At 48.2% G+C, this 23,318-nt stretch carries 26 protein-coding genes; 7 read left to right on the top strand and 19 right to left on the bottom strand.

The window, feature by feature from the left end; all coding sequences use genetic code 11:
- Positions 1-4 precede the first annotated feature (4 nt).
- Positions 5-541: a YaeQ family protein gene (locus ACJJID_RS04025; RefSeq protein WP_152452568.1), complete on the bottom strand. Its 537-nt coding sequence runs from the start codon at positions 539-541 to the stop codon at positions 5-7.
- Between the two features lie 86 nt (positions 542-627).
- On the opposite strand from ACJJID_RS04025, the gene ACJJID_RS04020 reads away from it, so the two are divergent.
- The 7 genes from ACJJID_RS04020 (at position 628) to ACJJID_RS03990 (ending at position 7,695) form a co-directional block, all read left to right on the top strand.
- Positions 628-1,242: a LemA family protein gene (locus ACJJID_RS04020; RefSeq protein WP_444921589.1), complete on the top strand. Its 615-nt coding sequence runs from the start codon at positions 628-630 to the stop codon at positions 1,240-1,242.
- A 17-nt stretch (positions 1,243-1,259) separates the two neighbouring features.
- Entirely contained in the window at positions 1,260-2,021 is a 762-nt protein-coding gene (locus ACJJID_RS04015; protein ID WP_444921588.1) for a TPM domain-containing protein, read from the top strand.
- Entirely contained in the window at positions 2,021-2,632 is a 612-nt protein-coding gene (locus ACJJID_RS04010; protein ID WP_444921587.1) for a TPM domain-containing protein, read from the top strand. Before ACJJID_RS04015 ends, ACJJID_RS04010 begins: the two co-directional genes overlap by 1 nt.
- A 636-nt stretch (positions 2,633-3,268) precedes the next feature.
- On the top strand, positions 3,269-4,897 hold the full coding sequence (locus ACJJID_RS04005; protein WP_444921586.1) for a hypothetical protein: 1,629 nt from the start codon (positions 3,269-3,271) through the stop codon (positions 4,895-4,897).
- Between the two features lie 31 nt (positions 4,898-4,928).
- Positions 4,929-5,660 (top strand): hypothetical protein, encoded by a 732-nt coding sequence (locus ACJJID_RS04000; protein ID WP_444921585.1) that lies wholly within the window; start codon positions 4,929-4,931, stop codon positions 5,658-5,660.
- Positions 5,661-5,672: 12 nt separating this feature from the next.
- Positions 5,673-6,683: a HupE/UreJ family protein gene (locus tag ACJJID_RS03995; RefSeq protein ID WP_444921584.1), complete on the top strand. Its 1,011-nt coding sequence runs from the start codon at positions 5,673-5,675 to the stop codon at positions 6,681-6,683.
- Between the two features lie 55 nt (positions 6,684-6,738).
- The gene (locus ACJJID_RS03990; protein WP_444921583.1) at positions 6,739-7,695 is read left to right on the top strand and encodes a carbon-nitrogen hydrolase family protein; all 957 of its coding nucleotides are present in this window, start codon (positions 6,739-6,741) and stop codon (positions 7,693-7,695) included.
- Positions 7,696-8,469: 774 nt separating this feature from the next.
- Here the strand turns inward: ACJJID_RS03990 and ACJJID_RS03985 are convergent.
- From ACJJID_RS03985 to recJ, 18 genes are all read right to left on the bottom strand, one after another.
- Positions 8,470-9,060, bottom strand: a complete 591-nt coding sequence (locus tag ACJJID_RS03985) for a TrmH family RNA methyltransferase (protein WP_444921582.1) — start codon at positions 9,058-9,060, stop codon at positions 8,470-8,472.
- A 97-nt stretch (positions 9,061-9,157) separates the two neighbouring features.
- Entirely contained in the window at positions 9,158-9,517 is a 360-nt protein-coding gene (locus tag ACJJID_RS03980; protein WP_444921581.1) for a hypothetical protein, read from the bottom strand.
- Between the two features lie 97 nt (positions 9,518-9,614).
- Positions 9,615-9,845 carry a hypothetical protein gene (locus tag ACJJID_RS03975; protein WP_444921580.1) on the bottom strand — a complete coding sequence of 77 codons (231 nt, stop codon included), beginning with the start codon at positions 9,843-9,845 and terminating at the stop codon, positions 9,615-9,617.
- 19 nt (positions 9,846-9,864) lie between these two features.
- Positions 9,865-10,512 carry a hypothetical protein gene (locus tag ACJJID_RS03970; protein ID WP_444921579.1) on the bottom strand — a complete coding sequence of 216 codons (648 nt, stop codon included), beginning with the start codon at positions 10,510-10,512 and terminating at the stop codon, positions 9,865-9,867.
- Between the two features lie 53 nt (positions 10,513-10,565).
- Positions 10,566-11,060: a hypothetical protein gene (locus tag ACJJID_RS03965; protein ID WP_444921578.1), complete on the bottom strand. Its 495-nt coding sequence runs from the start codon at positions 11,058-11,060 to the stop codon at positions 10,566-10,568.
- Between the two features lie 108 nt (positions 11,061-11,168).
- Positions 11,169-11,405, bottom strand: coding sequence for a hypothetical protein (locus ACJJID_RS03960; RefSeq protein ID WP_444921577.1), 237 nt, complete (start codon positions 11,403-11,405; stop codon positions 11,169-11,171).
- A 115-nt stretch (positions 11,406-11,520) separates the two neighbouring features.
- Positions 11,521-12,009 carry a hypothetical protein gene (locus ACJJID_RS03955; protein WP_444921576.1) on the bottom strand — a complete coding sequence of 163 codons (489 nt, stop codon included), beginning with the start codon at positions 12,007-12,009 and terminating at the stop codon, positions 11,521-11,523.
- Between the two features lie 552 nt (positions 12,010-12,561).
- Positions 12,562-12,861 (bottom strand): barstar family protein, encoded by a 300-nt coding sequence (locus ACJJID_RS03950; protein WP_444921575.1) that lies wholly within the window; start codon positions 12,859-12,861, stop codon positions 12,562-12,564.
- A gap of 108 nt (positions 12,862-12,969) precedes the next feature.
- On the bottom strand, positions 12,970-13,785 hold the full coding sequence (locus ACJJID_RS03945; protein WP_444921574.1) for a hypothetical protein: 816 nt from the start codon (positions 13,783-13,785) through the stop codon (positions 12,970-12,972).
- A gap of 105 nt (positions 13,786-13,890) precedes the next feature.
- Entirely contained in the window at positions 13,891-14,223 is a 333-nt protein-coding gene (locus ACJJID_RS03940) for an immunity protein Imm33 domain-containing protein (RefSeq protein WP_444921573.1), read from the bottom strand.
- 105 nt (positions 14,224-14,328) lie between these two features.
- On the bottom strand, positions 14,329-14,859 hold the full coding sequence (locus ACJJID_RS03935) for a hypothetical protein (protein WP_444921572.1): 531 nt from the start codon (positions 14,857-14,859) through the stop codon (positions 14,329-14,331).
- Positions 14,860-16,250: 1,391 nt separating this feature from the next.
- Complete coding sequence (gene lysS, locus ACJJID_RS03930) at positions 16,251-17,735, bottom strand: lysine--tRNA ligase (RefSeq protein WP_444921571.1); 1,485 nt, start codon at positions 17,733-17,735, stop codon at positions 16,251-16,253.
- Positions 17,736-17,819: 84 nt separating this feature from the next.
- Positions 17,820-18,915, bottom strand: a protein-coding gene (prfB, locus tag ACJJID_RS03925; RefSeq protein WP_152452532.1) for a peptide chain release factor 2 whose coding sequence is annotated in 2 segments (ribosomal slippage) — positions 17,820-18,842 and positions 18,844-18,915 — 1,095 coding nt in all. Because the reading frame shifts where the segments join, the coding sequence is not laid out codon by codon here.
- A gap of 100 nt (positions 18,916-19,015) precedes the next feature.
- A complete protein-coding gene (locus ACJJID_RS03920; RefSeq protein ID WP_444921570.1) occupies positions 19,016-19,411 on the bottom strand; it encodes a MerR family transcriptional regulator in 396 nt (131 codons plus the stop codon).
- Positions 19,412-19,454: 43 nt separating this feature from the next.
- Positions 19,455-19,904, bottom strand: coding sequence for a hypothetical protein (locus ACJJID_RS03915; protein ID WP_444921569.1), 450 nt, complete (start codon positions 19,902-19,904; stop codon positions 19,455-19,457).
- Between the two features lie 33 nt (positions 19,905-19,937).
- Complete coding sequence (locus tag ACJJID_RS03910; protein ID WP_444921568.1) at positions 19,938-20,558, bottom strand: LysE family translocator; 621 nt, start codon at positions 20,556-20,558, stop codon at positions 19,938-19,940.
- Positions 20,559-20,567: 9 nt separating this feature from the next.
- Positions 20,568-21,479: a DMT family transporter gene (locus tag ACJJID_RS03905; RefSeq protein WP_444921567.1), complete on the bottom strand. Its 912-nt coding sequence runs from the start codon at positions 21,477-21,479 to the stop codon at positions 20,568-20,570.
- A 77-nt stretch (positions 21,480-21,556) separates the two neighbouring features.
- Complete coding sequence (recJ, locus tag ACJJID_RS03900) at positions 21,557-23,284, bottom strand: single-stranded-DNA-specific exonuclease RecJ (RefSeq protein ID WP_444921566.1); 1,728 nt, start codon at positions 23,282-23,284, stop codon at positions 21,557-21,559.
- Positions 23,285-23,318: the final 34 nt, after the last annotated feature.

Raw genomic sequence — 23,318 nt, 5'->3', positions numbered from 1 at the left:
GCTCCTATTTCCAGATTTGCGGAGTAATCTCCGTATTGTGATTGTTATCGGCCAGCCAAATATGGCCATCTTGAATGGTGATACTGAAATCCATATTGCGCTCGGCCATCTGCGCTAGTTGCTCGGTGGTATCAGCGGCGAGATGGTAAACCCTGAGGTTTTCAAAGCGCTCAAGCTGACTTTCCAGCTTTTGCCACCAGATCGGCGCGGCACGCCGCCCGTAACTGTATACCAAAACCTGTCCGGCGCGGTTGCTGGCTTTACGCAAACGCTCCTCGGCGGGAAGACCCACCTCTATCCAAAGATCGATCTCTCCACTGAGGTTCTTCTGCCATAAATCCGCTTCCTCATCAGAGGAGAGACCTCGGGTAAACTCCAGTGCATCGGACGCATTGTGCGCAAACGCCAATAAGCGCACCATCATGCGCTCATCCGTTTCCGAAGGGTGACGCGCCAAGGTCAGCTGGTGTTCCGCGTAGTAATCGCGGTCCATATCGGCTATTTGCACCTTGGCTTTGAAAATTGTTGCTTTTAGTGCCATTTCGGCTCCATCTCTACGCCACCTTTAGCACTGCAACTAAGGCGGACTATTCTTGGTTGGTTCACGGAAGATTAAGGATATTCCGTATGACCTCTGCGACCGGTGGCAGCCTGCCAATCTGGCGCTGCACCCTGCTGTGTCTGCTGGCAAGCTTTATCAGTGGCTGCGGCATCAACAATATCCCCACCTATGACGAGCAGGTGAAAGCTGCCTGGGCCCAGGTGGAAAACCAATACCAACGCCGCGCAGACCTGGTGCCCAACTTGGTTAAAACCGTTCAAGCCTACGCCGGCCATGAACGCGAGACCCTCCAGGCCGTTACCGAAGCGCGCGCCAAGGTTAATTCCCTGCAGCTGGACGGTGAGCTACTCAACGATCCGGCCAAGCTACAACAGTTCGAGGCTGCACAAACACAGCTCTCCAGCGCCCTATCGCGGCTGATGCTAGTGGTGGAGCGCTACCCCGACCTCAAAGCCAACCAGAACTTCCTCAGCCTGCAATCTCAGCTCGAAGGCACCGAAAATCGCATCAGCGTGGCGCGCCGGGATTATATCCAGGCAGTGCAGCGCTACAACCGTGAGATTCGCACTTTTCCCGGCCGTATCTGGCATGCGCTCCTCTACCGGGATATGCCGCTTAGGGAAACCTTCCAGGCTACCAGTGAGGGAGCCGAGAAGGCTCCGGAAGTCAACTTCCAATAGGCAGTCGGAAATCCCTTATGACACGCCCCTCTCTCACCTTATTGACACTCATCACACCACTGCTGGCCATGGTGCTCTGGGCCGAGGTGCAGTTCCCCCCCCTATCTGGGCGAGTGGTGGACAGAGCCGAACTGCTGACCGCCGAAGAAAGGTACAAACTGACAGAATTGATTCAGCAATATGAATCTGAGAGCAGCAATCAACTGGTAGTGGCCACCCTGCCGGAGCTTCAAGGTATCACCATAGAGGAATACGCCAATCAATTGGCGAGAGAGTGGAAGCTGGGACACAAGAAGAAAAATAACGGGATTCTCTTCTTGATAGCGCCCAAGGAGCGCAAAGTCCGCATTGAAGTGGGCTACGGTCTGGAGGGCGCGCTTACCGATGCGCTATCTGCCAATATTATCCAAACGAAGGTGTTACCAGAATTCCAAAAAGGCGATTTAGCCAAAGGGGTTAACGCCGGGGTGAACTCCATCATTGCCGCCACCAAGAACGAGTATGTGGCTGAGCCAGTGGAAACTAAAAAAGACCGGCGCCTAACCATTGTGGTTGGTCTATTTCTATTACTGGTAATGCTCCATCTATTCGGCAGCTCTGTCCTCAGTTCCCCGGTTCAAGGCCGAAATTACAAGCGCGGTCGCTTTGGTGGCTACTATGGTAGTGGCGGCTTCGGCGCCGGACACTCAGGTGGCGGTTTTTCCGGCGGCGGTACCGGAGGCGGCTTCAGCGGAGGGGGCGGTGGATTTGGCGGAGGAGGTGCTTCGGGAGGATGGTAATGCTAAGTAGCAGTTATCAACGCCAGGTGGCCGAGGCCATCAAGGAAGTGGAGACCCACACCGACGCGGAACTGGTGGCAATTGTCGCGCGGGAGGCCGATAAGTATTTATATATTTCCACTCTATGGGCCGCTTTCATAACGCTATTGCTCTCGCCACTATTTCAATTCCTGCCCTGGTGGCTCAGCTTTCAACAGGCCTTCCTGCTTCAGTGGGTTCTGTTTATCGTTCTGGCAGTGTTCTTTCGCTGGCGGCCAATCACCATGCGCTTAGTGCCTAAGAAGATCAAATTCTGGCGAGCCTCAAACCTGGCCCGCCGCCAATTTCTGGAACAGGAACTGCACAGCACCAAAGATCGCTTGGGTTTGTTGGTTTTTGTCTGTGAGGCGGAGCACTATGTAGAAATACTCGCAGACCGCGGCCTTGCTCAACATGTCTCCAATGACGATTGGCAGACCATCATCGAGCAATTTGTGCGGGAACTTAAGCGCGGTAAGGCTGGAGAAGCACTGTTACTCTGTATTGCACAATGTGGAGACTTACTAAAAGAGGCCGCCCCAAGTAGTGCCATAAAGGATGACCTGCCCAACCATCTAATCCTGATCAACTAACGCTAGTTATAGCCCTGTTTCATCGACAAGAATGTTTTTAACGTCACAATATTCCCATATCCCTGCGCCAACTATCCCTTCTACTAAGCTGCTGCTAAAGAGCCGTTAATTACCAAAGACAGCTGGGGTTACACAAATAGGATTGACCGACGATGATTTGTTATGGCGTGTCACTAAATAGGACATGGCCTCCAGAATGGAGTGATTAATAAGGATGTCTGCCGCCTAGCTTCTATTTAGCTCCCATTACACAAAAACTGCCAGCCAGCCTGGAGGGCAAGGTGGGCTCCATCTCCTTCACTGAGACCGATCCAGTGGTTTGTCACAATTTTATTAATCAAATTTATCAAAAGGTAAATAAAGTTTTCGGCACCGACGTAAAAGCGCCAAGTTAACTGACCAGCGTTCAGCTGCCTGACCTCTATTAACTCAGGACTTCTTAGCAAAAACTTAAAACCAAAAAAATAGAAAAGTCAAATGGGAAAACTCATCACTACAATTTCGATCCTTACATCGCTGCTTATATCGATCTTTATATCGATCTTTATATCAATCTTTGTATCACCACTTACTCGTGCAGACTTTATTAGTCTTACTGGAGCGGAAACTGCACCAAATATCGCAGAAATAGAGATATTGAATAATCACCTACACATTAGCCTTGAAATCTCCGCAGCTGATGCCGGTACATTCTGGCCAGGCTTGCCTTCAACCAAAAGTATCTATGAAATCGCTCGGCTTGCTCAAACACAAAAAGAGTTTGCCATTGAAGTTTATTCCCCGGACGGAAAAATTGAACCCACAACAACATCTATCAGAATTGCAGAGAGAAAGCCGAGAAACTCCCCTTTTGCCGGAAAAACAGACCCCAGGACCGGGGTACGTATGCCGGATTTCCCCTCCGATAAAACCATCATCTTAGCCAATTTGGAATTTCCCATAAAGGGGTTGACCAATCTGGAAATCCGCCCTCCATTAGATACAGATGGCACAGCCTCAGTCACAATCGGGTTTACTAGCCAGCATGGCCACACACCAGTGAGTAGTTTCCACTATTTGTCTCAGGCTGAACCTCTAAAAATCGACTGGAAAGACCCTTGGAACACTCAATTCGAAAACCAAAATATCAATCGACATAACCGCCACCCCCTCAGGTCCTTTCTCTATGTAGAGCCTCGCCAGATTCGCCACGAGATCCTACTGCGCCCGAGAGACTTATTGCAATGGACTGACCAATCCTTTAACGCCTGGCAACCGCTCACAATCAAGCGCAGAAAACAGCTACAAGAGACTGCAGAGAAATTTCTACGGAGAAAAAACCCCACCACCATCGACCAGGCTCTAGTTGAGCCCATAAGCACTGAAACGGTATTTCTTAAAGCCAATAATACGGGCTTCACCACCATAAAAGAGCACGAGCCCATTGAGATGGGCTCCCTGTTAATTGGTTACCGGGAAAAATATCCTATTAAAGAGTTACCGCAGAGTGTCACCATAGATTGGAAGCTCTTTACCGAATCTATCAACTCCGTTCCCACATTAATCCAAGACCCAGCAGGCCCCTTCCCCACCCATGTTATGCCGGATTTCCCCGACATCCAATGGCGCAACTATTTATACGATTATCGCGCGCCCAACAGCGACCCTGTACCCGTTGAGAGTACTATAGCCGCCATTCCCATGGCGGTGCTTTTCTCCTTCTGTTTTGGGGTATTTTTTATTCTTACATTGCGCAGCAAAAAAGTGGAAACTAAAAACAAGCATCCAATACTCTTTTACAGCATCGTGATTATCTGCGCAGTACCTATCTATTATGCCCTTCCAAGTGAGTTGCGCATTCCCTTACCCGGAACCATTAACAAAAAAGAACTAAAGGAAATTACTGAAACATTGCTCGTGAGACTTTCCGCCGCTTATGAAGAGCCACAGAGCGAGGAATTAAAAATTCAACTTGCCAACCTGGTAAGCCGAGAAAGGTTTAACTACACAGTAAAAAACCTTTCGCAAATCTATCAACCATTAACCAGTAGTGGCAATAAGGGATCAATAAGATCTATACGCGACCTGGAGATCGAACATGCTGATCAAACTGTCGTAAACGGAAATAAGACCTTCAGAATTGTCGGCAAGTGGCACTCATACATCGAAGACTACAGCTGGGGACAGATGGAGCGATTACCGAGAGAAACCCGTGCGAGTATTGAAATCACTCAATCTGACAATTATTGGAAGATATCGGCCTTTACACCGCTTTCTATACGATAACCTTACCTTGAGACATTACAGGCAATTATGCATGAGCAATCCATTTAATAGAATTATCAGTTGGGCCTTATCAGGTTTAATTTTTTTAATCGCCACAACTCTAGATTCAAAAGCCCATTTTACCTCAAGCCTTGACAAGCGGATCATTATTATTGAACACACACCCGAAGAGATAAACCTCTATGTAAGATTACCTCTTTCATATCTACTTACCAATAAAGTAGAACTCCATAAGGAAAAAACGTCCAAGACAACCTATAAACAATTCCCTTATATAAATAAGACCATAGAAAAAGGTGAATTAAAGTACTATGTAGACCTTCATCAGTTTGCAGAAAGCCCTACCGGGCTTGGCAACCTTGCAGAAAAAACAACCAATATTTATTCTGAAAACAAACAACTTGAAGGACGAGTTCAAGCAGTACGACTATACCGAATTGGATATGAACCAAAATTTAAATCCTTAGAGGAAGCTAAGGATTCATTCATTAAAGATTATTTCCCCTACAATACCGGTGGCCCGGTTCATGTTAATGATTCGCTGATAGATATTAAAATAAAGTACGACTTAATATCCCCAGTTTCAGAGTATCAATTATCAAGCAAACTTAACCCAAGAAGAATAGGTCAAGAAGAAATTAAGAATGAAGTTTGGGAGTATCACCGTGAATACATAACAATCATTAAAAATGATGACCTTTTAAACTACCCCATATCATTTCAGTGTGCGAGCAAAGAAGCCGCAACAACCCACACAGGTTGAAAAGGGTAAAACATGATGAGCAAAGCCCACCATTCCATTGCTATAGCTTTAGCATTCCTATCCATAGTAACTCTAATTGCGTTCTCCCCAAACAGCAAAGCCTACTTTACACTCTCTTCCAATATAAGAGTCTTACATATTGAGCATACTTCCAACCAAGAGAATTTCTATATAAGGCTACCTCTTATTTATTCACTAGGGAGTAAAGCCCAGCGTATTATTGATCCCTTATCAAGTAAAATCACCAATCCCGAACCCTATATTCCCAACAACCTGATAGAGAATCAGCTGTTCAGCTCACTGAACCCGGGTCTACTCAATCAGGAAAACACCGCAAACTTAATCCTCAACTACAACCCAGGAAAAACTCAGGTTTTTCGCTCTAGGGCAGTAATACATAAGTCTGCTCTCACTAGCCATTCCAGTGTGGATTCTGTAAAGACCTTCCTCCGGCAGGGCATAATGCATATTATTGAAGGATTAGATCATGTGCTTTTTGTACTCTGCCTTAGCTTAAGTGCACTAACCCTACCCCTACTACTATGGCGTGTCACTGGCTTTACCATCGGCCATAGTATTACCCTGTCAGCGGGATTCTTTGGTTTTATTCCCACCGCTGCCTGGTTTATCCCATTAATTGAAACCGGGATCGCTATTTCTATTATTTATGCAGCCTGGCTTTCCTTAAGGAAACCATCCATCACTACAACATCCAGCGAGCGAACAATTTTTTTCACTGCCTGTATACTGGGCTTACTGCATGGACTGGGATTTTCTTTTGTTTTGCACGACATACTCAGTATCAACTCACCTAATATTTGGCAGAGTCTGTTGGCATTTAATCTTGGCGTGGAAGCGGGTCAGATTTTAATAATTTTGGCAATCTGGCCTCTTCTTTACTTGGCCAGGCGCCGACAGCAAGCATGGGAGACTCAACTACGCTATTCAATTGCCACTATGTGCTGTGCCGTTGCCTTAATCTGGACCTTTGAGAGGGGCTATGGGTTGATCAGTGTTATTTAGCAAGAAACAACATTTCATTATGCCGGACAATAAATCTACTAACACAAAGTTAAAGGTGGCTGTAGTTCAAGCTGCGCCCTGCTTACTGGATTTGCAAGCAGGAGTTGAAAAAGCGATCGCCTTTATTGATGAGGCGGGACAAGCCGGTGCAAAGATTATAAATTTCCCGGAGCTATGGCTACCAGGATATCCCTGGTGGATCTGGTTAAATCCACCAGCGGAGAATATGCAGTACGCCATTAGCTACCTAAAGAACTCCCTAACCGCTGATGATAAATTCGACCAAGCTCTACGCAAAGCCGCATGCCGCAATAGTATCCATGTGATTATGGGCTTATCAGAACGAGTTGGTGGCAGCCTTTATATTGCCCAGTGGCACTATGGGCCTGAAGGAGAGGTTCTCTGGCGTCGTCGCAAGTTAAAGCCCACCCATGTAGAGCGCAGTGTATTTGGCGAGGGAGATGGCAGTGATCTGATTGTTGCAGGAACCGAATATGGACGTCTGGGTGCCCTCTGCTGCTGGGAGCACCTGCAGCCTCTCATGAAGTTTGCGCTGTACAGCCAGAATGAGGAAATACACTGTGCCGCAGCCCCCACTTACGGTCTTTATGCAAAGCTATTCAAAGCATTTAGCCCAGAAGTCAGTATGCGCGTCTACCAAATCTATGCGCTAGAGGGGCAATGCTTTGTCTTATCTGCCTGCTCAATAATCGATAAAACTATTTTCAACCAGCTGGTTAAGAACGAACAGCAGGAAAGTTATTTAGAAATGGGGGGCGGCTACAGCCGAATCTTCGCCCCTGACGGATCAGAATTCAAAAATCACCTCCCCCACAACCAAGAGGGCCTATTGATTGTTGAAATTGACCTAGACCAAATACTCGCCGCCAAAACCGCCGCCGATCCCGCAGGCCACTATGCTCGCGCCGATGCAGTGGCCCTATTGTATAACCATAGAGAACGAAGGTCGGCAATCGACTTTGATGAGATTAATTTTAAAGGAGAACCATAGTCCCCCTATTAAATCCAGTCCAAAATAACAGACTGGGAAGACAATTCAGAATTTTCCTAAAAGCAGATCTATTTGATATAGGGTTGTGACAGATAAAAACTATAATCGCCCTCGAACACCGATCTGATATAAAAACACTGCGGCTGATCCCCCAGTAACGACTTCATCACTGATAATCTAAGTTTCTTTCATACCATGAACCTGGCTCTTAAATCACCTGCAACAAAACTAAAGCGCAGCAGTAGTTTTGATGTAGGATTCATTTAATTGTTAACTATTTTGTTTGCAAACGTAGTAAAGGTGCCAGGTGACCAATATTGGAATGACCAAGTAGATTGAAATTAGGTTATTTACACCCATAAAACCGATGCTAGCTAAAATGAGAGAAATACAGCCGATTAAAAGATGTATTCGGTAATTCTGGATAGGATGATTAATTTCTCTCCATATAAGCTTCCTAAGTAATTGGATAATGCCCCATACTCCAATACCCCCAAGTAGAATTGATGAAAACACCAAAAATCCAACTGGCTCTCCTTCTACCATGACAGCAATGCTATAAGGAAGCCCTATACCAACACCCATAAGCCAAAGAATCAATGTTGGCCCGTAGCCTATTAAAACTTCGCTCGAATAAAGCACTAATTTCATAAGTTACGTATTGTTAAACTCCGCAATCAAATGCGGCTTACCTTGTGTGCTTTTTGCACGAAAATAGGAATACCGTGATTATATAAAAAACGTTCAAAGCAAAACGTCCGCCACATTGCTTTTTTACGCGCCGCGGTTGGCCCGCTTGTACTTTTCCTGATACTCCCGGCGTTGTTTAGTAACTTCATACAAAACAATTCCAGAAGTTGTTCCGAGATTCAGGCTTTCTATCATTCCAAACATTGGAATGGATACGCAGAATTCACTATTTTCAACTGCAAGATCACTTATACCTCTAGATTCATTACCAAACCATACAGCCAATTTTGGCTGTCTATAATCAGCCTCGTGCAATATGAAGTTGTCCTTTCCTTTTACATGAGGTGAAGTGACGATTGAGGTAAATCGGTTCTTCTCCAAATGAGCCAGACATTCTTCAGTACTATTAAAGCGCTTTACAAAGCTCCATTTGATCGCAGAGACAGACGGCTTTGAAAGTGATTTCCTTTCTCTCATTTCCTGCCAATCATCAGGTAGTGAATTGCGTGGATCAACAATGTATGTTTTTTCGACCCCTAGCGCATTGACGTTTCTAATGACTGTTCCGATGTTCTTCATATCCATTGGATATTCGAGGACAGCGATAAGATGTTTGCAGCGGTAAGGTTTGATTTCATTAGCTCTTTTCCTAGCGTCACTTTTGTCAACTTCCATATTTCGTAGATCTCAGATAAATTACTTGTGCCTAACCATTAGTTCAGGTGCGCTGTCGGCGTCACCTGAAGCTGCTTGATATGCGGCAACAATTTTTTCAGACTAACGGAAACAACCATCCTACAATTGCGCCGATACCATACCAAAACGCGGCCACAATCGAGGCAAACGCAAAAATTATTGCGAATACATTAAACGTCAACCAATCGAACGCCGAGCCATCATCATCCAAGTAAACTTTATCTTCTCGCTCTGGATATTTCACAGAGCTCATATAAGCCTTTTTTACGATCCTGAATATACCTTGAGTCAAACCACCTAGCAGCACCGACGGCCAAAATGGCCAATCACTGTAACCAGCCACCAACAGTACAATTATTATGGCTAAGCCAACAATCAAAGAGTTTATTAAGTAAATCCTTAGAATGTTATTAGTAATATTTTTTTCATTAGACATTATAATTTAGCCTTACTTCTCAGAGACCGCATAGAGCAGTGTGAAGGCCAATTTTATGGCAAAGCTGTTCTTTAAATTGTCCCAATTGCGCGCTCTGTTATGTTTTTGACCACTTCACTGCTTTCCCTGAACAAAGCTTTGCCGCCCAGCAATTATTAACGAATGGAGCAGCAGAGCAACTTGTGTTTATTATTGCATCAGCATCTAACGACGCGGCTTTGGCCTTTAGTGCTTCAATTGCCTTTTCTGCGTCACCCCAAACTCGACCTCCATAAGGAGCACCAGAACAATCAGCAGCACTGATATCATCTATGGTGGTATATTCCATATTGGGAGCTTGACCTTCCTTAAAAACCTCGATTTGATCTATTCTTGCTGCTTGAGCTTGAGTCAGCTTGGGCGCCCCCATTACGCAACCTGCAATAACAAGAATAATTGGCAAAAAAATCAAAGATTTCATTAGCACTCCTTAAATATAAAGCTAAAAGCAAGTGTGTGTTCATGCGCCACTTTGCCTTCTTTTTATGGCCTTGAGGCCAAATTACTGTTTCATTATCTGGCTCAAAAAGGTAACTGCATTGCATCTCTGAAAGGTTGCCATTATCAAACCAGAACAAAATACCAAGTCCATTATGTTCAAGACACGTGTGAGTTCCTTCTTCGCTCCACATCCAGTCTTCTCGCTTGGGAATTTCTCCAGTGACTATCGCTACAAAGTGCCTAACTGTTTCTTGAGGAAGGTTAAATAATTCCTTTTCCATAAGAGGGTAGTCGGAACCCACGACTGTAATTGTACCCAAACGGTAATCATCGTCTTTATCAAATGTGAAATGTATATTCCTTGACCAATACCACAACACCCTATGCCAATCGCCACTTCCCTGCACATACTCTTCTTCATCGATTTTATCCGGATCGCCAATGATTGAGATTAACTCTTTTTCAGTTATCCCATACTCGACTACCCCTACTCCAACTCCTGGATGAATTCTCATTTCTTAAAGGCCATAACACTGCAAACTGCGGCGTGGAGCACCCGATCCCTTACCTAGCTATGCAATTTTAGTAGAGATTTTGACATCTCTACATTTTGGCTGATTGATTCGCCTTTAAGCGCAGCTTCAAGAGCAATCTTTTGATCATCGTAGAGAGGTGAATTATGTTCTAGCAGTAGTGTTCTATCACTCCACTTCAAGAACCATGGCTCTGCATAGTGAACCACAAAGTCTGACATAACTTTTGCACAATGTTCAACAGAATCAATTTCTCCACCATAGTCAAAGCGAGCATCTTCAGATAACTCACGCTCAGTGGGCCCTGCCAATGCAATGTAGTCTAATGACTCATTAAGCACACGAATACAAATGTGCATACGAAAACAAGGGCCAAACGTATATTTGTGAATATGTAAAAACTCTACAATTAGCCCAGATTCACGCACAAAGAATTTAGGCTTTATACGGCTAAACCCAAATTTTTTGATTTCCTTAGTAAAACGCCTTAGGACTTTGTCTGCGTTTGATCGCTCAAGTTTTTTATCCATATCCTACGTTTTTTGCACAACGCCGCCGTAACGGGCCAAAGCTGCATAGCGGCGAAGGTCCGACCCCAACGCAGTTGGGCTGAACGTTGACGGCCTTGTCAAATGCCATTATTTCCAACCAAGCTCTGCATACAATTTTTTATCTTGTTCTGGGTAGTCCGTGGTATATTCACCCCACCCCATGTACTCGTAATACTTAGTCATCGCTTCGAAGTGAGATGAAGCTTCGCACACCCATACTAGTTTTGCACCTGGACGAAGAAGATTTCTAGCATCATCACCATGCGGTCCAGCCAAACAAAACGTTTGCTCGTCTTCACCTTCCATCCAGAGTTCGTGCTTCATAGTCTCTTTGGCAATTAACGCTAAGTTAACCGGCGCACAGTGCGAAGCACGCTTTTATGCGTCCGGCGAAGGCTGCTCGCGGCCGGAGTGTAGTTGAACACCCTGTTAAAAGGCATTATGTACGGCCTCGCAGCTTATTAAATAGATTGAGCCAGAAGGTAGACGCGCTAACAAGCCATAAGCCAATCGTTAACTGGAACACCAAACCAGCTGGCCATAAAATGCTTGATGAAGATATTTCCACTGTGTTTGGTATAAATGACAGTGAGCGAGGTAGATAAGCTAGAGCATTAACAACAAAGTATAAACCTGCTAGCTGAAACAATACTTTTTGAGAGTCACTATTCAGTGTTGCCTCGGAGTTGGATTTGGCACTCTTTAAAACTGAGTTGGCAGCTTTGTTGATCAAGAATGCTGCGATGAGCCCGACCAGGATAAATGCCACTATGAGGCCAACATAAGACCCCATAGGTATTTCTTGCTGCTGATATTGCTCAACGCTGGCGAACAGTATTGCAAGGCTTGGCAAATTCAAGATGAGCTGAATTAAAAGCCAGATTGAAAATAGCCTTAATGCGATTGCTGTGACTTGCTGCGTAATCATGGTTAGCCTTTTAACGCCGCGCTTGGCCGCGGACAATTTTGGGTGCTTTATGCGCGACAATAGGAGCGCAGCAGCCGCGCATAAAGTGCACAAAGTTGTGCCGTCGGCCTGCAGCTCCTTGCTAAGTAGACTTTGGTGAGGAAATCTAAGTTTTTCATGCTTCTACTAATTCATTAAAGTGACGATCTATTAGTCTAGTTGCTTCCTCAATTGACTTTGCATCTAAACCCGTAGGAAACTCTAAACTTAGATCAACTGAAGGTTCTAACTAGAAGTGAGCCCGCCCAAGCTCATGCATGATAAAAACGTACATACGTGAAGTATCAAATCCCTGGTGCGGAAACATGGCCAATGTGTAACCGTCGTCTTTAATAAGTATAGCGCTGGGCAAACTCCTTCCTCTCTTTTTTGATTTATACATAACGCCGCTGGCAGGGGCAGCTTACCTGATGCGCGATTTGCGCGAAAATGGGTGCGCAGCGACCAGCGCAAAACGTGTACCAGGCAAGCTGTCCCGGAGCAAATTGCTCGGCTTGTTAGTGCATGGGACCACTACAACACTCTGAATGATAATAAACTACTGGGGTCCGATCTAAGAACATAAGAGATTGGCTTAAGATGATCGTAAAACAGCCCATCTCGAAAGCTCTTCAAGCTACCTGAATTTCTAACGGATATTAACTTAGTTCCTTCAATTGGAGCACCCGGACCTCTAGCGTGCAAAGCATCCCAAAGCGCATCTAAGTTTCTACCAAATAGATCACCTTCAACAGTATCCACAGAGGATAAGTACTTATCCCAGAACTCTTCTTCTGATTTTATATTTGTGCAGTCGACAATGAATTTACTCATGGATTTATTGTGCACTAACGTCCGCATTTGGAGCCGTAGTGAAGCGCCGTGTAACGAAGGTTCCAACCCCATAGGGGCGAACAACTTGCGCTCGTTATGTTTCTGGGCTTAACGACGATTTTTCCCAACAGTACACCCCTTTATACTGAGAACTGAGGAACAGACCCAAGCTGGCTTTTCATCTAGCCATATCACTTCCCCATCAAACGCACCAATAAAGAATTGAGGCTCCTTAAATACAAAACCGCCTGGTATTAGGATGCTCTTAAACTTTCCATTACTTGATATCGCTTCTTCAGGTAACACATTAAGCAAATGTTGGTATTCTGTTAAATTGGCCCCCAATTCAACTACGCCCATAGTTGCATCTGTTTTCGAATCTTGGTGCTCCCCTATAGTAGCAATAGGAATCATAACTGCACCTAAAATAATAGGTGCCCCACCAGTTATTACTGAATACGTAAGTAGTTCAACGCCGTAACCTACCGCCTCTAAGTTGTTCTGATCTTTATTTCCTAAGTTAGGATCAAAACTGAGAGGCAATCTAGCCTTAACAAGATTCTCCGTAAAATCATTAAGACATTTGTTTGGGTCATCCGATTCATACAGAGGAAATACCATACATTCAGATAGCCCATGACTTCCATAGCCATCATCTTTAGCGATGGCCTCTAGTTTTCCATCTTTAAAAAGGAAACTAAGGAGCCCTTCTACTTTAGACCGGTCATATTGAATGAATAGGTAATTAGATTCATTACTCCGGTATTGCGACCTTCGATAAACTTTATCACCTAGCTTTTGAGTGATTACGTTTACGTCAGCATCGCCATAATTCCAAGTAGAAATATCTCGTTGACTGATCGTTGTGTTCGAAGCGCACCCTGTAAGAATAGAAACACTTAGAATGAGGTATCTAATTTTCACCCTGCCTCCCCACTATTAAAAACATAACGCCCCGCACAAGGGCAGACAGATAAGCGCAGCGTTTTGACTGTCCCAGCGACCAACGGGAGCGATTGCTGCGGTTTGTTATATGCTGGTGAGCTGTGGATCATGCCACACATCCTCGTACTCGCCAGCGATTAAAAATCTATAACCTGGAGGCAATGATAAATACTGCTCTAATTCAGGTAGATACTTCGATATATGACTAACGTGCAATGCCTTGAAAAAATCTGCGTTTTCGGACATTTCTTCGCCGCACCAGATATACCAGCCACATGTTCCACTCTCTGGGTTGAGTCGTAAACCATTAATTGGCATCTTGCCAATAGTTTCGATAGCTATGCCTAGCTTTTCACCCGCATTGGAGGGGAGTGGCATTGCATCGAATTTTTTACATATTTTCTTTTGGCTTGACACAATATTTCCTAGGGCATGTAACGCCGGCCACACAGGCGAGCGAAACGCAGTGTAGCGAGTCCAGCCAAATGCGTTTTTTGCATTTGGCGGTTGTGCTGGCCTTTGTCAGCTTCGTTTTCCAAATACAAAGTGCTTTCCCTCAACTGTACCTAATGTTGGGAGCATATTATCCATGCCTCCTTTTATGGTTTTTCCGCTTAGATCCCATTCAACCTGGGGAAGCCAATAGTCAAGCTCCTCTCTGTTGTCGTGGCACTTAATGGGCATGCTTTCATCAACCTTGCTTCCTGAAAAGGTTGGCCCAAAATTAAAGCATGGCCAAGCAGGCCTCCACCAGTACATATCGGGAAGCCCTGTTGCTTTTCCTTTGCGGGGAATATCAAAAGCAGTAATGGAGCCACTATGGCTCTTGTAGATCATTACGCTCCATTTATAGCCTCTGATTGAATCACCGTAGTTTGGGTGATCAAAAATTATAAATTCGCCATTATTAATCTTTGATATATCTAGCTTAAACAGGGCTGCTTCAGCTTTAGCATTAGGCTGAAGCGATGAAAAAAAAGGCACCATAGAGAAAACAACCCCTATTAATAGAGTTGTTGAAACTAGAATCAATAACGATTTCTTTCGGTTCATATTTAAGCTAACGCTTCAATAACCGGCAGCTGTAACGAAGCGAAGCGTAGTGTAAGCTGTCCGGCGCCGAAGGCACGAAGTTGATTGACTTGTTATGTGTTTTACTCACAAAGGAACCCTTTGGCATTGTATATTGAATAGTATTTTGTGGAGGCGCCAGGTGTGTGAGAAAAGCCAATTTCAATTGGCCCTTTCGGGTCTGGAACGATTACATTTCCGCCTAACTCAGCCACTTTCCTCTTTGCACTCTTAAATGCACCCTCATCAGTCTTGCCTGTTCCAGATACGAAGCCTTTCACTTTACAAGAAGTAGGTTCGTGATGACGAAAGATGATACTTCTCTCTATTGTGTTACAGCCGACTATTACCAACAAACTGGCAACTACTAGATTTCTCATATGTGATTACACATAACGTCGGCTGCATTGCTTTGTTAACTGTGACCGAAGCGCTCAAGTAGGTGCCTTTTATTAGAACAGGATATTTCACCAAAATAGACACCTATTGGATAAAAGCTGAGTAAGTATGGTTTTACTCGACATTTTTGAAGACCCGGCGAGAGTTCAGAAAACTCCATTTTCAAGCTCATGTATTTTCCATGAATTATAAGGCAACTTTCTGAACACTCTTCGACTTGAATACGGCTGAGTGGATTGTTGAAGCTCCATGAGATCGGGGAACCGAAGATCGCATTAACCTTGTAATACTCCTCTCCATTCTCTTCATAGAACTTGGATTCTAGAGCCCCTAAATGTATCTCTTTCTTGATCATGTACATAATTTAACATTTATATAGTGATCACTCCGACCGCTATTATCCTGATTACTATCTCAGGATCAATTTACCAATCCAACTCTTAATTTCATTTCAGAATCATAGGGTTAAATAAACTTGGCTCGATCGTACAAACTGGAAAAGTGATCATTCTGACCACTATCACAAGTTTTAAGGGATCAGCAACCTATTGATTTTTAACATTTTTATCCTTCAGATTATTTCCTATAAAAATAACGATCACATTGAAAGAAATCCCAAAGCCATTTCAGTCACTGTTACCAAGCATCTATAGCAGGAAACTAGAACCAAGCACCACATTCAAAGAAGTAAAATCCTATTCCACCTCTCACCGTCAAGTTGCAGCCACATAGGGCCCCAGGCGTTTCTGAATCACCTGTATTCTGTCGGTTCAATACCAGGTTTTTTTCACTGCTTATCTAGGGTATTACCAACCTGCATAGGCTCCATCGCCCCAAAAATAGCGGGGTTGAGGCTCTATTAAAAATAGTTGTCACTTTATGGGGAATTTACTGAAAGGAAACCACCGCGCCGGAAATAGCGCGGTGGCTGTACACACTGGGGATAGTGCGTGGGAGTTTACGTTTTTGTTCGCTTAGTCGTTCGCTTCCGGGCGCATATGCGGGAACAGCAGTACGTCGCGAATCGATGGGGAGTTGGTAAACAGCATTACCAGGCGGTCGATACCGATACCTTCACCAGCGGTGGGCGGTAAGCCATACTCCAACGCGCGGATATAGTCGGCGTCGTAGTGCATGGCTTCGTCGTCACCGGCGTCTTTCTCTGCAACCTGCGCTTTGAAGCGTTCAGCTTGGTCTTCTGCGTCGTTCAGCTCGGAGAAGCCATTGGCAATCTCGCGGCCGCCAACGAAGAACTCAAAGCGGTCGGTGACAAACGGGTTGTCATCGTTGCGGCGAGCCAGCGGAGACACTTCGGTTGGGTACTCAGTGATAAAAGTCGGCTGGTCGAGACGGTGCTCTACAGTCTTCTCGAAGATCTCGATCTGTACCTTACCCAGGCCCCAGCTGTCTTTCAGCGGGATGTCCAGTTTCTCGGCAACGGCGCGAGCGGATTCGATGTTGTCGATATCAGCCCCAGTCAGTTCCGGGTTGTAGTGCAGGATGGAGTCGAACACAGACAAACGCGCGAACGGCTTGGAGAAGTCGTAGCTGCTGTCCTGGTATTCCACAGTGGTGGAGCCCAGTACATCTTCACAGATACCGCGCAGCATCTTCTCGGTGAGATCCATCAGGTCGTTGTAGTCCGCGTACGCCTGGTAAAACTCAAGCATGGTGAATTCAGGGTTGTGGCGCGTGGACAGACCCTCGTTGCGGAAGTTGCGGTTGATCTCGTAAACCCGCTCAAAACCACCCACGACCAGACGCTTCAGGTACAGCTCCGGGGCAATACGCAGGTACATATCGATATCCAGCGCATTGTGGTGGGTAACGAACGGACGCGCGCTGGCACCACCGGGAATAACTTGCAGCATGGGTGTTTCCACTTCCATAAACTGCTGGGCGTTGAGGAAGTCGCGGATGTACTCAATCACTTTAGAGCGCACTCGGAACACTTCGCGGGCTTCCGGCGTGGCGATCAGGTCCACGTAGCGCTGGCGATAACGCATTTCCTGGTCGGCGATGCCGTGGAATTTTTCCGGCAGCGGGCGCAGCGCTTTGGTCAGCAGGCTGTACTCTTCACAGTTGACGTAGAGATCGCCCTTGCCGGATTTGTGCAGTGTGCCTTTTACGCCGACGATATCGCCGATATCCCAGGCACCGAAGCGCTCTTTAATATCTTTTTGTGCCGCTTTATCGGCGTAGAGCTGGATGCGGTCAGACACATCCTGGATCACCATAAAGGGGCCGCGTTTAGCCAGGATTCGTCCCGCTACGCACGCCCGTTTACCCAGTTCTTCCAGCTCCTCTTTCTGTTTATCGCCGAACTCAGCTTGCAGGTCGGCAGCGAGGTTCTCGCGGCGAAAACTATTGGGGAAAGCATTGCCCTTCTCGCGCAGAGCGGAAAGCTTGGTGCGGCGCTCGGCGATCAGTTTGTTTTCGTCTTGCTGGATATCAGTCATGGTGATCTATCAGTTTTGTGAGTGATATTACCCCTCGACTCATTAGTGAGAGACGAGGGGCGCGGTGAGAGTGGAGACTTTAAATCAGAGGCCGGCTTTTAGGCTGGCTTCGATAAATTGGTCCAGGTCTCCGTCCAGTACTGCCTGGCAGTTGCTGGTCTGGACACTGGTGCGCAGGTCCTTGATACGCTGGTCGTCCAACACGTAGGAGCGGATCTGGCTGCCCCAACCGATGTCGGCCTTGCTGTCTTCCATGGCCTGCTTCTCTGCGTTGCGCTTCAGCATTTCCTGCTCGTACATTTTTGCGCGCAGCATTTTCCAGGCTTTATCGCGGTTCTGGTGCTGGGAGCGTTCGCTCTGGCACTGCACGACGATGCCAGATTCTGTGTGGGTCAAACGCACGGCAGAATCGGTTTTGTTCACGTGCTGACCACCGGCGCCGGAGGCGCGGTAAGTGTCTTCACGCACCTGGGATTTGTCGATTTCAATCTCGATATTGTCATCGATTTCTGGCGACACAAATACCGAGCTGAAAGAAGTGTGACGGCGGTTGCCGGAATCAAACGGCGACTTGCGTACCAGGCGATGTACGCCGGTTTCGGTGCGCAACCAGCCGAAAGCGTGGTCGCCGGCAAAATGTATGGTGGCACTCTTGATGCCGGCCACTTCCCCCGCGGAGACCTCTTCCAGGGTGGTCTTGAAGCCGTGGGCTTCACCCCAGCGCAGGTACATACGCAAAATCATTTCCGCCCAATCCTGGGCTTCGGTGCCACCGGAGCCGGCCTGGATATCCAGGTAGGCATTGTTCTCATCGTTCTCGCCGGAGAACATGCGGCGGAATTCCAGAACTCCCAACTGCTGTTGGAGACCTTCGATCTCAGTGGAGACCTCCCCTACGGAGTCCTCGTCATTTTCCTCGACCGCCATTTCCAGCAGTTCGCGGCAATCGGCAATGCCGGAGTCGAGGTTTTCGATAGTGTTAACCACCGTTTCCAGGGAGGAACGCTCGCGCCCCAGTTCCTGTGCGCGGTTGGGGTCGTCCCAAACGCTCGGCTCAGCCAGCTCCAGCTCTACTTCGGTCAGGCGTTCTTTCTTGCTGGCATAGTCAAAGATACCCCCTAAGAACGTCGGTGCGCTCTTCGAGGTCTTTCAATTGGTTGAGGAGGGGATTGATTTCCATGAACTCTCGGTGTCCGGACAAAATAAAAAGCGGCGCGCATTCTACCGCAGCGCGCGGGGGTCCTTCCAGTCGGCCAGCCACTGTAAATCGGGCAAAATCCCTATTTGCATGGCTGGCCGGATAACTGCTGCAAAATCGCGCAGTCCGGTGAGTCATCACCGGCACAACTGTCGATAAACGAATGCAGGGTTTCACGCATCGCCAGCATATCGCGCAGCTGGGCTTCCAGTATGGAAAGTTTTTCATGCACCAGCTGCTTGGTTTCGCGACTGTGTCGCCCGGGGTCATCCCGCAAGCCCAGCAGAGTGCGCACCTCCTCAATAGAGAAGCCGCAGGCGCGAGCGCGCTGGATAAAACGCAAGGTCTCCAGGTCATTCTCGCTGTAATGGCGGTAGCCATTGGCTTTGCGCTCGGGAGATACCAAGCCGATCGATTCATAATGGCGCAGGGCCTTGCTACTAAGCCCCGAATGCTGCGCTGCCTGGGAAATATTCACTGCCAACTCCCAACCCATTAACTACAGCTGATAGACCTTGTTCCTAGGCGCTGTTATCCCGGCACTGGGAAAATTGATACTGCATTTTTTCTGCGGGGTCGTAACCCAACTCCAGGGCCGCATCCAAGGCATCCATACTGATCAAGTGCAGCAATATATCCCCGGTGGGCGCACCACAAACGGCCGGAAACATTCGATCTGTGCGCACGCCGCAGCGGGATTCCTGCACCATCAAACCGTTTTCCCGCAGCTTGGCTCGGCTCTGCTGTAACGTCATGCCACCGCCCTCGCACTGCTTACGGCCACTCTTGCGATAGACCCAAACCAGCTCACCCTGCCTAGCTACGGGAGGATTGGCCGCCACCTCTGGCTGACTGGAGCCCGGAGTATTCTCCACCTGATTTTCCATAGCCTTTTCCTCCTTGGCTCCACCGCAGGCCGCCATCGCCAGTAAGGTCAACACCAGCAGAGCAGACAGTTTTATTTTCACCATCAAACTTCCTCCATAAAGCAATGGCCACCCAGCTTAAGACAGGGCCAGCCAGGCTCCCACCAGTAACATCAAAGTACCGGAAATACGGTTAATTAAACGCACATTTTCAGCGTGTTCCAACAGGCGACTGAGGGCCTGACCACCCCCAGCGTAAATCAGCAAGCACAGGGTTTCCAGCAACAGTATGGTGGCGATCAACACAGAGAGCTGCGGTGCCAAAGGCTTGCTTTGGTCGATAAATGGCGGCAACAGGGCGATAAAGAAGGCCCAGCCCTTGGGGTTGGCAACCGCAGTGATAAACCCCTGGGCTATTAGTGACTTTGCTGAAGGCCGGCCGCTCCTCTGTGCCGCATCAAGAGAAGCCAGCTGCCCCTGAGAGCGCCACATTTGGATACCTATCCAAGCGAGATAGGCACCGCCGCAGTATTTAAACAGCTGAAATATCGCAGGATATTGCACCATCACGACCGCCGCGCCGAGCCCCGCAGCCAGAGCCACCAAGGCGACTCCCACCAACTCGCCAATCACCATCCACAATGTGTGGCGCACCCCCACTGTAATACCAAGGCTGAGGGCCAGCATCATGCACAGCCCCGGGGTTACCGAGACAAAAAAACTGGCGGGGACAAAAAGTGCGAGTACTGACAATTCCATTGTATTTTCCTAGTGATGGGTACCACTGTGGTTCCCATAATGACTTACCAGCATCCCAGCCAGCATCAGGCCACAGCCAATCAATTCCGTAGTGTTAAGTATTTCATTAAGGAATAACCAGCCCGCCGCCAGGGCGAATACCGCCTCCAAGCTCATAATTACCGTGGCATGGGATGGTGCCGCGTGGCGCTGGGCCAGCAGTTGGAAAGTAAATGCCAGCGCGGTGGAGAAAATCATCATGTAGGCGATCGGCCAGGCTGCATCCACAGCGGACTGTATCGTTGCCTGTTCGGTGAAGAGCGATGCCAGGGCCGACAACAGACCACAAACCAGAAACTGGATACAGGCAAGGCGCAGCGCATCGTAGCGTTTCACCAGGCGATCCGCAGAGAGCACCTGAATGGCGAAGACAAAAGCGCTGGCAAATACCATCAGGTCGCCAACTAGCTGAGACTCTTCACTGAAGTCCGCCAGCCAGTAGAGACCAAATAAAGCCAGGCCAATACCGGCCCAAGTCCAGCGGTTGGTTTTATGCCCGAGGGACAAGCCGATGACCGGCACCAGCAAGAGGTAAAACCCGGTGATAAAACCGGCGCGGCCGGCAGTGGTGTAGAGCAGGCTGATCTGTTGCAGCGCCGCACCGAGAAATAACCAAAAACCGAGCAGCGCTCCCCCGGGTAAACAGGCTCTCCAGCGATGAATAACAGAGTGCCCATCCACTTCGCCGGGCTGGGCATCCCTGCGGGAGGACAGCCAGTAAACGATGGGTACCAGAATCAAGCCCCCGAGGAAAAATCGCCAAGCATTAAAGGCCAGCGGCTCAATATCCGCCATGGCGATCTTTTGTGGCACAAAGGCGACGCCCCAGAAAAGAGCGGCTAATAACAGCAGGATTTCGGCCTGGACTTGTTTGCGTTTCACGTTTTTACTTCCAACCACTTTTTTATTATTGCTGCGAACAAGCTCCAAGCCATTCACAACTCTCTGCAAAGGAAGCCCTACATGGCCTCCAGCAGGTTCACCATTAACTGCAGGGACTCGCGCCCACGAAATTCATTAACGTCTAACTTGTAAGCCAAACGCACTCGCTCGGTAGGCTGCGGCCACTGGTCTGTGTCCACATTAAAAGCGATGGCATCGAGGGCCAGCTGTGGCGCCTGCGGCGGAGCCACCACCATCTTCAAGTGACGCTCGCCGACAATACGCTGCTGCAGCAACAGAAACTCCCCATCGAAGACCGGCTCGGGAAACGCCTGCCCCCAAGGTGCACAGGCGCGCAACAGGGCTGCGGTTTGCAGGTTGTAGTCTGCAATATCCAGCTCACCATCGGAGTCGATCACCGCCTGCAATTGATTTTCATCCAGACGCTTGCGCACCACGCGCTCAAACTCCGCTCGGAACGCATCGAGGTTTTCCGCTGGCAGGCTCAACCCCGCGGCCATAGCATGACCGCCGAATTTACTGATCAACTCAGGATTGGCTGCAGCCACATCGCTCAGGGCATCGCGGATATGCAAACCGGAGATGGAGCGCGCCGAGCCTTTGACCAAGCCGTTATCCCCTTCGGCAAAGGCAATTACCGGGCGGTGGAATTTCTCCTTGATACGGCTGGCGAGGATACCCACCACCCCCTGATGCCAGTTGGCATCGTAGAGGCACAAGCTCCAGGGAATCTCTCCCTCCAGCTGCAGAACTTCCAACGCCGCCAGAGCTTCCCGCTGCATACCCTGCTCGATGGCCTTGCGGTCCCGGTTGAGCATATCCAGCTCCCCCGCCAGCTCACGAGCCTCACTGGGATCGCGGGTCAGGAGGCAGCGGATGCCGGTGCCAATATCATCCAGGCGCCCGGCCGCATTGATACGCGGCCCCAGGATAAAACCAATATCGGTGGTGGAAAGCCTGCGCTGGTCACGCCCGGCCACTTCTAACAAAGCGGAAATACCGGGTCGGCAGCGACCGGAACGAATACGAGCAATACCCTGGTGCACCAGGATGCGGTTGTTGTGATCCAGCGGCACCAGGTCTGCCACGGTGCCGAGCGCCACCAAATCGAGATATTCGGCCATATTCGGCGGGGCAATACCGCTCTGCTCAAACCAGCCGCACTCCTGCAAGGCGCTGCGCAGACGACTCAACAGGTAAAAGATAACTCCCACACCAGCGAGATTTTTACTGGGGAAATCACAGTTCGGCTGGTTCGGGTTCACAATGGCATCGGCATCTGGCAGCTCACTGCCGGGCAGGTGGTGATCGGTTACGATCACTGTCATACCCGCTGCCTTGGCCGCCGCCACCCCATCGATACTGCTGATGCCGTTATCCACGGTGATCAGCATATCCGGGGCGCAATCCTTGGCCACCTCTACGATTTCCGGGGTGAGGCCGTAACCAAAATCGAAACGGTTCGGCACCAGGAAGTCCACGCCCGGCGCTCCCATGGCCCCCAGTGCCAGCACGGCGAGCGTGCTGCTGGTGGCACCATCGGCATCGAAGTCACCGACGATCAAGATCTTCTGTTGCGCTCGCACGGCTTCCACCAGCAGTGTCACCGCTGTATCCAGCCCCCGCATCAACTGGGGTTGCTGCAGCTTGGCGAGACTGTGGTTCAGGGCCTCCTCGCTGACGATGCCACGACCAAGCAGTACCCTCTGCAAAATTTTGGGGGTTTCAGAAGCAAAACGGCCAGTGGAAAAATCCACTGGCCGCCGCTGAATTCTTGTACTCATTCTCTCTCAGCTTTTTTTATCCGGCCGCCAAGTC

This window comes from Microbulbifer sp. CnH-101-G (genome assembly GCF_052466775.1).
This window is presented reverse-complemented; position numbering and strand designations above follow the sequence as displayed.